Annotated in this window: 10 protein-coding genes; 3 read left to right on the top strand and 7 right to left on the bottom strand. The window is 39.1% G+C overall.

Annotated features, from left to right (window positions below):
• Nucleotides 1–83: 83 nt before the first annotated feature.
• A complete protein-coding gene (gene phnX / locus H1225_RS15565) occupies nucleotides 84–896 on the top strand; it encodes a phosphonoacetaldehyde hydrolase (RefSeq protein WP_072065223.1) in 813 nt (270 codons plus the stop codon).
• Between the two features lie 312 nt (nucleotides 897–1,208).
• Nucleotides 1,209–1,337, top strand: a complete 129-nt coding sequence (locus H1225_RS18355; RefSeq protein WP_082147399.1) for a DUF1240 domain-containing protein — start codon at nucleotides 1,209–1,211, stop codon at nucleotides 1,335–1,337.
• Nucleotides 1,338–1,410: 73 nt separating this feature from the next.
• On the opposite strand, the gene H1225_RS15560 is transcribed toward H1225_RS18355, so the two are convergent.
• The 4 genes from H1225_RS15560 to H1225_RS15545 form a co-directional block, all read right to left on the bottom strand.
• Nucleotides 1,411–2,538 carry a TIGR03364 family FAD-dependent oxidoreductase gene (locus tag H1225_RS15560; RefSeq protein WP_161706958.1) on the bottom strand — a complete coding sequence of 376 codons (1,128 nt, stop codon included), beginning with the start codon at nucleotides 2,536–2,538 and terminating at the stop codon, nucleotides 1,411–1,413.
• A 63-nt stretch (nucleotides 2,539–2,601) separates the two neighbouring features.
• Nucleotides 2,602–3,612, bottom strand: coding sequence for a putative 2-aminoethylphosphonate ABC transporter substrate-binding protein (locus tag H1225_RS15555; protein WP_198813341.1), 1,011 nt, complete (start codon nucleotides 3,610–3,612; stop codon nucleotides 2,602–2,604).
• Nucleotides 3,613–3,657: 45 nt separating this feature from the next.
• On the bottom strand, nucleotides 3,658–5,349 hold the full coding sequence (locus H1225_RS15550; protein ID WP_006534333.1) for a putative 2-aminoethylphosphonate ABC transporter permease subunit: 1,692 nt from the start codon (nucleotides 5,347–5,349) through the stop codon (nucleotides 3,658–3,660).
• A 12-nt stretch (nucleotides 5,350–5,361) separates the two neighbouring features.
• Nucleotides 5,362–6,438 carry a putative 2-aminoethylphosphonate ABC transporter ATP-binding protein gene (locus H1225_RS15545; protein ID WP_109848222.1) on the bottom strand — a complete coding sequence of 359 codons (1,077 nt, stop codon included), beginning with the start codon at nucleotides 6,436–6,438 and terminating at the stop codon, nucleotides 5,362–5,364.
• Nucleotides 6,439–7,159: 721 nt separating this feature from the next.
• Here H1225_RS15545 and H1225_RS15540 point away from each other — a divergent pair.
• A complete protein-coding gene (locus H1225_RS15540; RefSeq protein WP_006534336.1) occupies nucleotides 7,160–7,954 on the top strand; it encodes an NYN domain-containing protein in 795 nt (264 codons plus the stop codon).
• A gap of 192 nt (nucleotides 7,955–8,146) precedes the next feature.
• Here H1225_RS15540 and glmS read toward each other — a convergent pair whose 3' ends face one another.
• The 3 genes from glmS to H1225_RS15525 all read right to left on the bottom strand — a co-directional run bounded on the left by glmS (nucleotide 8,147) and on the right by H1225_RS15525 (nucleotide 12,074).
• On the bottom strand, nucleotides 8,147–9,973 hold the full coding sequence (gene glmS, locus H1225_RS15535; protein ID WP_072065226.1) for a glutamine--fructose-6-phosphate transaminase (isomerizing): 1,827 nt from the start codon (nucleotides 9,971–9,973) through the stop codon (nucleotides 8,147–8,149).
• A 159-nt stretch (nucleotides 9,974–10,132) separates the two neighbouring features.
• Complete coding sequence (gene glmU, locus H1225_RS15530; RefSeq protein ID WP_072065227.1) at nucleotides 10,133–11,506, bottom strand: bifunctional UDP-N-acetylglucosamine diphosphorylase/glucosamine-1-phosphate N-acetyltransferase GlmU; 1,374 nt, start codon at nucleotides 11,504–11,506, stop codon at nucleotides 10,133–10,135.
• A 151-nt stretch (nucleotides 11,507–11,657) separates the two neighbouring features.
• Nucleotides 11,658–12,074, bottom strand: coding sequence for a F0F1 ATP synthase subunit epsilon (locus H1225_RS15525; RefSeq protein WP_006534340.1), 417 nt, complete (start codon nucleotides 12,072–12,074; stop codon nucleotides 11,658–11,660).
• Nucleotides 12,075–12,082 lie beyond the last annotated feature (8 nt).

Raw genomic sequence — 12,082 nt, 5'->3', positions numbered from 1 at the left:
CAATGACGCATTTTTTAAGGTTGAATGTTCTACGTTCTCCCCATTCGCCATTTTTAGTGATTTCACATAGTAGGTCTAAACATATGAATAAATCAGTTGAAGCAGTGATTTTAGATTGGGCTGGTACCGTGGTAGATTTTGGCTCTTTTGCACCCACTCAAATTTTTGTCGATGCTTTTGCTCAAGCCTTTAACTTTAAAATAAGTTTATCAGAAGCTCGTGGCCCTATGGGAATGGGTAAAATCGATCATATTCGTACTTTACTTAACCAGCCTAATATTCACACTCGCTGGATCGCGCAATTTGGTAACGAGCCAAGTGAAGAAGATGCACAGCATATCTATCACACCTTTATGCCTTTACAAATTGCACAAGTGGTACATTTTGCTAAACCGATAGAGGGAGCACTTGAGGCAATCACCACCATTAAAGCGCAAGGGATTAAAATCGGCTCTTGCTCTGGTTATCCTAAAGCCGTGATGGATGTATTAGTACCCGAAGCCGCTAAATATGGTTATCAGCCTGATTGTGTGGTTGCTAGCGATGAAATTGCCGCCGGCTCTCGCCCTGGCCCGTGGATGGCATTAAAGAATGTGATTGAACTTGGCGTGATGTCTGTAGCACACTGCGTTAAAGTCGATGATGCGGTAACGGGTATTGCCGAAGGGCTAAATGCGGGTATGTGGACTGTCGGGTTATCTGTTTCAGGCAATGAGTTTGGTGCCACCTTTGAACAATACCAAACAATGGAACAAGCAGAAATAGAAAGCCGTAAGCGTATTGCAGAAAATAAACTCCGTACCGCAGGTGCTCATTATATTATTGATACCCTTGCCGATTTACCCGCGGTGATAGAAGATATTAATCAGCGACTCGCTAATAATCAAAAGCCGTAACTATTATCTAATACCAACGCCCAATAAAGGATTAATGGGCGTAATTAGTAGATAGATAATATAAATCAATTGACATTAAATCTAGCTTTACTTACACAGACCTCTTCTGTGATAATTTTTTCTTTTAAAGCAAATATAAGAAAATTTCTAAGTTTTCTTTCATATAAAAATAACACTCAAAATTTTTTATATTTCTATATTTTGTTTTTTATTAATTAATATTCTTTTTATATCTGACTTTTCTTAGCTTCCAAGTTCATTTTTCTCAGTGGGTAAAAATTAGTTATGGTTAAAATAGAACCTGTATAATGGATATTATTTAGCTTTTTCTTTTCAATTTATATCGGTCTCGATTTAACCTCTAAAGGCTATTATAGATGTTATAAGTCATCTACTGTTACACCAAATGAATATGTTATTTCAAAAGAGATGTGTAAATAATAAACATCTCTTTTGCGTCGATTCGTAAAATGATCGTTAGGATCAAACAATCTCTTTATATTCCCAAAAGGAGCTAATCAAAAATTTGACGGATGTTTTGCTCACCTAAACCGGGCCCGACACTCATTCCTAACCCCGTGCGCATCAATACTGCGGTGACTTTTTCACTCGGCGTTAAAATCGAAATCGGCTCTTTTCCTTTTGCCCCATAGACCCCCTGCCAACGCTCTTTTACTTGGACCGAGCAACCTAATGTGTGCTCAGCTAACTCAATCAAGAGGTTATCAACCTCTTCACTGTTAAAAGGCTGTGCATCTAAGCTATATTCGTGTGAATCACCAATAATAAGATCGCCATAAGGGGTCGGGGTAATTAATAAATGAATACCATACTGCTCAAGTAATGGTGATTGCGCTTTAATTTCTTTCGCTAAAGCCTGCGCTTCAGGTAAATCAGCAAATGCCCCATAGTGAGTGCAACTTAACCCTGTCATGAGCGCATGCTCCAATCCCATATTTTGCTCTGGGGTCACTCGCAACATCTGCAAGCGACAAACTATCGGATCAAGTTTTTTTATTTCATCAGCCAGCAATGTTTGGTAATCGTGCCCTGAGCAGACAACTATTTTCTCTGCACAAAATGTTCCATTGCTGGTGATCAATGTTCCTGTATCGATATCAATATCCCGTACTAATGTTGAAAAATAGCTATTCACATTAGCTAAACTGTCTAGATAAGCCGCCAACTGTGGAATGGCTTCTCGTGAAAACAGCACCTGATCTTCTTTGCCATGCAACGCCGCGCGATGGTGTTGTAATTGTCCACCATAAACCGTCGCTAATTGTGGTTTAGAAAGTAATTCACAATCATAGCCATAGGTTTTAGCTCGACCATCGACAAAGGCTTCAAGAACAGCTTGTTCAGACTGCGTACGCGCTAAGAGGTAAGTCCCTTTTTGACGAGCTAAAAACTTAGCTTGTTTGGCCATATTTGCCCAAATCTCACGGCTATTTTTCGCTAAATCTAGCATTTTACCCGGCGCTTGACCCAAAATTAATCCGTGGCCGAAATTACGTACAGAAGCTCCCACAGGCGTGTAACTACGCTCAAAAATAGCAACTCGTAAACCTCGCTGAGCCGCAGCATACGCATGAGATAAACCAATAATACCCGCACCAATAATAGCAATATCAAATTTCATATGACACCCTAAACAAGATAGAGCGCACCGCGCCCTATCCATTAATGAATGAAGTAAAAATAATTATTTTGCACTCTTGCCGTCATAGCGCTTACGCCATTCGTTTAAGATGGTGTCGCGTTTTTCAGCGGCCCAAATAAAATCATTTTTTATTAAACGTTGGGCATAATCGCTAGGTAATTCTGTTTGGCTTACTGGCACATTGGTATTGGCTAATACGGCAAAATTAGCACTGTAAAGTTTCATGGCTTCCTCTGTGGTGGAGAAATCAGCCAATTTTTGTGCTGCATCTAGCTTATTAGTGCCTTTGATGATGGCTGTTGCTTCAATATCCCAACCTAATCCTTCTTGCGGTAATATGATTTCCAGTGGTGCCCCTTGTCGTTTCAATTGGATCGCCGGATATTCAAAAGATATGCCTATCGGGTATTCACCCGATGCGGCCATTTTGCAGGGCTTAGAGCCAGAATGAACATATTGACCAATATTCTGATGCAACTTATCCATATATGCCCATCCATCTTGTTCACCAAATAGTTGTAACCAAGCACTGACATCTAAAAATCCAGTTCCTGATGATGCCGGATTTGGCATCACGATTTTGCCCTTGTACTCTGGCTTAGTAAGATCTTGCCAAGAAGCAGGTTTAGATAACCCTAATTTTTTTGCTTCTATGGTGTTGTAGCAAATGGTTGCCGCCCATACATCCATACCAACCCAAGTTGGTGGATTATTGCTATCACGAAATTTCACATCAATATTATCTAATTGCGCCGGAGCATAAGGCTCAAGCATATTTTGCGCTTTTAATATCGCTAAACTTGATGCGGCTAATCCCCACACAATATCAGCTTGAGGACGATCTTTTTCTGCTAATAATTTAGCGGTGATAATACCAGTTGAATCTCTTACCCATTTTATTTTTATATCAGGATATTTAGCCTCAAATGCTTGTTTATAATCTTGTAATTGTTCACTTTCTATTGCGGTGTATACCGTAATTTCAGTCGCCGCAAAGACCGTCCCCGCAGAGAATAATAAGCTGGTGGCAAGTATCAGTTTTTTTAACATCATGCGATTTTCCTAGTATTGCTATGTGAGAGTATTGGATCTTTAAATTTATGGCTTAGCTTCACGCTGATGCCATGCTTGTGTACGCCGAATAACACCTTTGGAAGCAATAGATAACAATATCGATACCCCTGCAGAGGTGGTTAAAATCAATGTCGACATAGCCGCCGCGCCACCAATATTGCCTGCATCATCCATATTCAATACCGCAACCGCGGCTAAAATAGTGTCTGGACTATAAAGGAAGATCGCTGCGGAAACGGTTGTCATAGCAGAAACAAATAGATAACGATAAATATCTAATAATGCAGGTAAGCAAAGAGGAATGGTGATCCGCCAAAAGTGACGATATAAAGGTGCTTTTAATGATAATGAAGCCGCCTCAAATTCTTTATCTAACTGGCGCAGTGCAGTATTTGCCGTCATATAGGCGGTAGTGAAAAAGTGTGCAATGGAGCACAACACTAATAACGTCATACTGCCGTATAAAAAGTTAAGTGGATTATTTGGCAAATTAAAGAAAAATACATACCCTAATCCCAACACTAACCCGGGAACGGCCATCGGTACAAAACTTAGCATACGTAGCAAATTGTTAAGCCAAGAGTGGGAAGCGGTTTTTTCTATTAAGTAAGCCCCCATAAAGATCAGCAAACTGCCGATAGTCGCGGTGAAAAATGCCAAAATAATACTGTTGGTATAAGCTAACCAACCACCGGGTAATCCTTCAAAGTTATAGTGACGTAACGAAAACGATAAGTTATAAGGCCAGAACTGAATAAATGAGGAGTAAACCGCCGTACCAAATACCAGTAAAAATAGTGCACAGATCAGCATCACAAATATTAGATAAAGCGTGTCACGCTGAAAATTAGCTTTTGGTAAATAGAGTTGAGCGCGCGAACTCATTGCATCACGTTGGCGTTTACGTAACCAAACATCGACACTGAAGGTCAACAATGCAGGCAATAATAACAACATACCAATTAAGGCACCGCGACCAAATTGTTGCTGACCAAGTACTGCTTTATAGGCTTCTAACGCCAGTACTTGATAATCTCCTCCTACTACAACCGGAATACCAAAGTCAGTAATAGTTAACGTAAATACCAAACACAGTGCTGCGAAGATCCCGTGTCTGCTCGATGACCAAGTGACACTACGAAAAGTGCGCCAAGAAGAAGCGCCCAAGCTAGATGCAGCATCAAATAAACGAGCATCAGACATAGATAACGCGGAGAGTAAGATCATAAGTGCATGGGGAAAAGTGTAGATCACCTCGCCAAACACTAACCCCCAATAACCATAAATACTATCTGGAAGTAAGCTACGTAATAGCCCTTGATTACCAAATAGATAGACCAATGCAATGCCTGGTAGCATAGAGGGAGCAAGTAAGGGTAATAGTGATATTCCACGCCACCATGATTTGAAGGGGATCAAGGTGCGATGTAAAGCATAAGCAAACAGGTAAGCCAGTGGCACCGTAATAACAGCAACACTTAGCGAAACGCTAATACTATTACCAACTAACCACAGAAAATGAGCACTAGTGAACAAGTTTATAGCAGCCTGAAAACCACCGCCTTGTGATATATCAGGACTAAAACCACGCCAGAAAATGGCTAATAAAGGCAATAAAACGCCAAGTGTAAGTAAGCAAATAATAAATAGCTTACCACCAGCAACAAAAAAACTATCTAAACGATTAATAGATTTGGTAGGTACTATCACTGACATTATCTAGCCACCTTACGCAAATATGTGTAGTTCGTTAGCTGGTAAGGTCACTTTTACTTTACCGTTTTGAATACGATGTAGCTCAGCAGCAGATACCTCTGCTTGTAATAAATGCCCCGGCAAATGGTCTAATTCAAACTTCATAATGCAACGACTCCCCAAAAACACCACATTTTGTACATTGGCGTCGTATTGATTATGTTTGTTTTGTATCGGATTAATTTCAATTGATTCAGGTCGACAAAAGAGACGCCCTTGGTTATGAGCTATCGCAGCATGTTTTAATTGGACTTCTCGTGAGCCAATCATCGCCTCACCATGCTGATTTCTATTGAAAGGTAACCAGTTGCCTTTTCCTACAAACTCCGCAACAAATGGCGTTTGTGGATGGTTGTAAATCTCTTCACTACTGCCATACTGTTCAACCTTACCGTTATTCATAACGGCTATCCTATCGGCCATCAGCATGGCTTCATCTTGATTATGAGTGACCATTAATGTAGTAATATTTAAGCTTTGCTGTAAATTACGTAGTTCAACACACAAATGTTCTCGCACTTGTGCATCTAATGCCGACATCGGCTCATCCAGTAAGAGTAAAGAAGGGGCTGGTGCCAAAGCACGAGCGAGCGCCACACGCTGTTGTTGACCGCCAGATAATTCTCCTGGGTATTTTTTCTTTCGGTCTTGTAAACCAACGAGCTCAAGCATTTCATTAACGCGATTTTTAATCACATTACGAGGCTGACCAGCTAAACCATAAGCAATATTCTGCTGTACCGTCAGGTTAGGAAATAATGCATATGACTGAAATAAGATCCCATAATCACGGGCTTGTGGTGGAAGGTGTGAGATGTTGTTATCGTAATTAAAGATATTACCGTGATCTTGCGTTTCTAATCCGGCAATACAGCGTAATAATGTGGTTTTGCCACATCCAGAAGGCCCTAATAGGCAAACTAACTCGCCTTGTTGAATATCTAAAGAAACACCATCTAGAGCAATAAACTGATTAAATCTTTTTTGAATATTTTCTACACGAATATGTGGCATTGAGCCATTTTGTGAGTTTGTAGTGAACTGTAACATATCGCTTACCACGCCAAATTATGATGATTGACTAGATATTAAGCGACAATGATGAAAGTTTTATGAAAATTTAAATTTGATTTATAATTTTTTAAGTGGCTAATAACGAGTAGATCTATCATAAAGTTCAAATCTAGGTTTTAGACTTAAATCTTTACATTAAAACAATAACATAATTAAAGTTATTTGAATTTTCATCGATAGGTTTATAGTTAATGATATATTTATCTAATATAAAATCTATTTTCTTCACTTTATTAAAAGTGTATAGGTAGTAATAAACAAGTTTCAATTTAGTATATTATCTATCATCAGGAAATATTTATTCCTATAATATATTTTAATAATTACGTTATAGGAAAACATAGCAAAGTTTAGAATATTTTTGTTGTCGTAACGTAGATTTTAATATTTTTTCAAATATATTATGAGTATGAATAATGCACAAATAGTAGTTATTTAAAAATGATTGATCACTACATGACCATACAATGAAACATAGATGGCTATAGACAAAATACGTTAAATTTAAAGCGTTAAAACATTAGTATAAGATGAAAGAAAGTATTATTAAGAGCTTGCTGCTTTGTTCACTTTTTGTTGACATCACAGATAAAATAACTAAGATTGATCATATAGCACCCGCGGCAACGCTTGGTTCATTTGTTAACAACCTTGCCCCACCCGCGGGTTTTTTATATCTGGGCTAATAAATAATTTTATGAACATAAAAGTTGCTGTACTAGTAGACGCCTCTTTCTTTCTAAAACGCCTAAATTTTTTCAAACGCCATTACTTCCCTTCTGAACCTGAATTAACACCTAAACAAATTGTGCAAGTTTTAAATAGTTGCATTAGGCGACATATCAACGACGGTAATAAAAGCACTTATCAGCATCTATATCGTGTATTTTACTACGATTCACCACCATTAGACATAAAAGTTCATTACCCTCTAGTTAATCAGGGAGAAACAAAACATAGGGTTTTAGATTTCTCTAAACAACCAGAAACAATTCATCGTAACGAGATTTTAGCAGAAGTTAAAAAACAGAGAAAATTTGCTCTCCGCCTAGGTACCATCAAACATGACAAGCAATGGAAACTATCTGATCGAGCTCTCAACGATGTTTTAAAAGGTAATCGTAAATTTGAAGAACTAACAAATAATGACTTCTATTATAGTATACGTCAAAAGGGAGTGGATATTAAACTTGGCGTTGATATTACCAGTATTGCACAGAAAAAACTCGTAGATAAAATTGTTCTTTTTGCTGGAGATAGTGACTTTGTACCAGCGGCAAAGTTAGCACGAACTAATGGTATAGACTTTGTCTTGGATGCTCTACGAAATAATATTGCTCCTAGTCTGCATGAGCATATAGATGGCTTAGTGTCTTACGATTTAGTTGCCATATTGAAAGATATCTTAGGTAAGCCACCAACGACAACTCCAGCATGGTGGTCTAATGGTACTAGCCCCAAAAAAGCTAAAAATCAAAATCGTAAAAAATAGGTTTTTCTCTGATTTCTAGAGTTGAACGATGAATACGTTCTCATTGCTCTGTTCAACAACTACCAGATTCTTTTCCACAGACATTTTGGAGTATGTTAGATTTAAAAATGGTAGCGTAACAATGTTATCGCCACCATTTTATTATGAGACTTTAATGACTCTTCTACATTAGCAATTGACTATCAAATAATATTACTCAACAGTCACTGATTTAGCTAAGTTACGAGGTTGGTCTACGTCGGTACCTTTAATTAAGGCAACATGATAAGACAACAACTGTAATGGTACGGTATAGAAAATCGGTGCGATCAGTTCTTCAACATGCGGTAAAGAAATTAACTTCATCGTTTCGTTTTCTTCAAAGCCTGCGTCTTGATCAGCAAACACATACAGTAAACCACCACGAGCGCGTACTTCTTCGATATTAGATTTTAATTTCTCTAATAATTCGTTATTTGGCGCAATAATGATAACCGGCATATCCGCATCAATTAATGCTAATGGACCATGTTTTAATTCACCCGCAGCATAAGCTTCTGCATGAATATAAGAGATCTCTTTTAGCTTTAATGCACCTTCTACCGCAATTGGGTATTGATCGCCACGACCTAAGAATAAAGCATGGCTTTTTTCTGAGAAATCTTCAGCTAACGCTTCAATCACCTTATCTTTCGATAACATGCTTTCAATACGGCTTGGTAATGCGTGTAATGCCGTTGAAACATCGTGCTCTAGTGTTGCAACACCTTTAATTCGTCCCATATATGCCACCAGCATTAATAGAACAGTTAACTGTGTTGTAAATGCTTTGGTTGATGCAACGCCAATTTCAGCGCCAGCTTTAGTCATTAAAACAAATTCAGACTCACGAACCAAAGAAGAGCCAGCCACATTACAAATAGCTAAAGAAGATAAATAACCTAACTCTTTAGATAAACGCAGAGCCGCTAATGTATCCGCTGTTTCACCCGATTGGGATAATGTGATTAATAAGCTATTACGGCGAGTTGCCGGTTTACGGTAGCGATATTCTGATGCAATTTCGACATCACAAGGAATACCCGCTAAAGACTCAAACCAGTAGCGAGAAACCATCCCCGCATTATAAGACGTTCCACAAGCTACTATTTGAATATGTTCAACTTTAGATAAGATCTCTTCAGCTTTAGGGCCTAATTCACTGAGATCAATCGAATCTGATTTTAAACGACCTTCAAGGGTGTTTTTAATCGCCAGAGGCTGTTCGTAGATCTCTTTTTGCATGTAGTGACGATAAACACCTTTATCACCCGCATCATATTGAACGTTAGATTCAATCGTATCACGATTAACTTCATTGCCATTCACATCGAAAATATGAACATGACGGCGTGTGATTTCAACAATATCCCCTTCTTCAAGGTAGATAAAGCGACGAGTCACTGGCAATAATGCCAATTGGTCAGAAGCAAGGAAATTTTCACCCACACCAAGACCAACCACCAGCGGACTACCAGAGCGAGCTGCGATTAATAACTCTGGAGTACGGCTATCCATAATTACAGTACCGTAAGCACCACGTAATTGAGGAATAACGCGTTGTACAACTTCACGTAACGTACCGCCTTGGCGCTGTTCCCAGTTTACCAAGTGAGCAATCACTTCGGTATCTGTTTGAGATGCAAACTGATACCCTTTTTTAATTAATTCTGCTTTCAGTTCTTGGTAGTTTTCGATAATGCCATTATGTACAACCGCAATTGTACCCGATACATGAGGATGCGCATTATCTTCACAAGGTTCACCATGTGTTGCCCAACGTGTATGAGCAATACCTGTACCACCAATCACTTGTGTTTTTTCTGCCTCTTCAGCCAGCATTTGTACTTTGCCAGCTTCACGTAGACGTGTCATTTTACAGTCATTATCCACAACCGCTAAACCCGCAGAATCATAACCGCGGTATTCTAAACGACGTAAGCCTTCAATTAAGATTTCAGCGATATCGCGTTGTGCAACTGCACCTACTATTCCACACATTGTGTTATTCCTAAAACTGTGCGTTTATTCGCACTTGGATGTCTTATACCTGATTGGTTTATTCCCCAAGCCATTGTAGAAAGTGGGGATATTTTTTGTTTTTAGAATAATAGCGTACAAGAAAAGGGCGCTAATTAAATATACGCCCTTCTCTTAAAATTATTGTTTTTTCTTCACTGGACGTTTCCATCCAGTGATATGAGTTTGCTTAACTCGGCTGATCACTAATTCGTTTTCATTCACGTTTTTAGTGAGTGTTGTTCCTGCACCAATGGTTGCACCATTAGCAACAGTAACGGGTGCCACTAATTGGGTATCTGAACCAATAAAGACGTCATCACCAATAATGGTTTTAAATTTATTCGCGCCATCGTAGTTACAAGTAATAGTACCTGCGCCGATATTAACGTTAGCTCCCACTTCTGTATCGCCTAAGTAAGTCAGATGACCTGCTTTAGAGCCAACACCTAAGCTGGCTTTTTTCATCTCAACAAAGTTACCAACGTGAGCTTTATCCGCTAATTCACTACCTGGGCGAAGACGTGCAAATGGGCCAACCGTACACGCTTGTGCTAAATTTGCATCCTCGATCACCGTATATGGACTAATAATAGAATTATCACCAATTACACAGTTTTTTAGAACACAACCTGTACCAATTTCAACGTTATTTCCCAATGTCACATTACCTTCAATGATAACGTTGGTATCAATCACCACATCTTTACCATGAGTTAATGTGCCACGTAAATCAAAGCGAGCAGGATCAAGCAACATAACACCTTCTAATAATAAGCGCTCTGCTTGTTCTGTTTGGTAAATACGCTCTAATGCAGCCAGTTGTAGACGGTTATTGACACCTTCCATTTCACTATGGCGACGAGGATGAGCCGTTTCAATTTTACGACCTTCTTTATGCGCTAACGCGATAATGTCAGTAATGTAATACTCTTTTTGTGCATTATTATTATCGAGTTTACCTAACCAACGTTTTAAATCACCACCATTGGCGACTAAAATACCGGTATTGATTTCAGTAATTTTGAGTTGTTCTTCAGAAGCATCTTTTTGTTCGATAATGCCTGTCACTTCGCCATTTTCACGAACAATACGACCATAGCCAGTTGGGTTATCTAAAATAACCGTTAATAAACCAATACCGCCTTCTGGTTTGACGTCAATTAAACGCTCTAACGTTTCTTTGGTAATAAGTGGAACATCACCATAAAGCATCAGGATATCTTCATCATCAGCAAAGAAAGGCGCGGCTTGTTGCATTGCGTGACCTGTTCCTAGTTGCTCTGCTTGTAGTACCCAATTAACAGGTTGTGAGCCTAATTTTTCTTTCATTAGTTCACCACCATGCCCATAGACAAGGTGTGTTTGTTGAGCACCTAATGACTTTGCAGTATCAATCACATGTTGAACCATGGATTTACCCGCAAGTTTATGAAGAACTTTAGGTAACTGTGAATACATGCGAGTGCCTTTTCCCGCAGCAAGAATAACAACGCTTTTAGCTGAATTAGACATAATTAACCCGATAACTCCCGTAAAGAATGGCAAGTAAACCTGTTTATGCCAAATAATACTACATATTTCGTCACACAAAATATTTCATGACGCAAAAAAGCCAGTTAGCGAAGACCAACTGGCTTTTTTATTCATAGACTGCCTATTTACATCAACGTCGAGTCAGTTCGATTACACGTAGTTTTGCAATCGCCTTGGCTAATTCTGCTGATGCTTGAGCATAATCAACATCACCATGAGAGGATTGAATGTGTTCTTCAGCTTTACGCTTAGATTCCAACGCTTTCGCTTCATCCAAATCACGACCACGGATAGCTGTATCTGCCAGTACAATGACGCCAGTCGGCTGAACTTCGAGAATACCACCTGAAAGGTAGATAACCTCTTCTTCGCCCGATGTTTTTACGACACGTACCATGCCCGGTTTTATGGCAGTTAATAACGGGGTATGCTGCGGATAAATACCGAGCTCACCTTCGCTACCAGTTACCTGAATTCGTTTGACTTCGCCGTCATATAACTGCTTTTCAGCGCTGACAACTTTCAGGTGGAACGATGTATCGGCCATATCAACCT

The sequence above is a fragment of the Proteus penneri genome (assembly GCF_022369495.1).
Classification (GTDB): domain Bacteria; phylum Pseudomonadota; class Gammaproteobacteria; order Enterobacterales; family Enterobacteriaceae; genus Proteus; species Proteus penneri.
Note: the sequence above shows the minus strand (reverse complement) of the source record. Positions and strands in the feature narration are given on the sequence as shown.

Coding starts and splice junctions, on each gene's coding strand:
- phnX (WP_072065223.1), top strand. CDS start 84: ATGAATAAATCAGTTGAAGCAGTGATTTTAGATTGGGCTGGTACCGTG.
- H1225_RS15560 (WP_161706958.1), bottom strand. CDS start 2,538: ATGAAATTTGATATTGCTATTATTGGTGCGGGTATTATTGGTTTATCT.
- H1225_RS15555 (WP_198813341.1), bottom strand. CDS start 3,612: ATGATGTTAAAAAAACTGATACTTGCCACCAGCTTATTATTCTCTGCG.
- H1225_RS15550 (WP_006534333.1), bottom strand. CDS start 5,349: ATGTCAGTGATAGTACCTACCAAATCTATTAATCGTTTAGATAGTTTT.
- H1225_RS15545 (WP_109848222.1), bottom strand. CDS start 6,438: ATGTTACAGTTCACTACAAACTCACAAAATGGCTCAATGCCACATATT.
- H1225_RS15540 (WP_006534336.1), top strand. CDS start 7,160: ATGAACATAAAAGTTGCTGTACTAGTAGACGCCTCTTTCTTTCTAAAA.
- glmS (WP_072065226.1), bottom strand. CDS start 9,973: ATGTGTGGAATAGTAGGTGCAGTTGCACAACGCGATATCGCTGAAATC.
- glmU (WP_072065227.1), bottom strand. CDS start 11,506: ATGTCTAATTCAGCTAAAAGCGTTGTTATTCTTGCTGCGGGAAAAGGC.
- H1225_RS15525 (WP_006534340.1), bottom strand. CDS start 12,074: ATGGCCGATACATCGTTCCACCTGAAAGTTGTCAGCGCTGAAAAGCAG.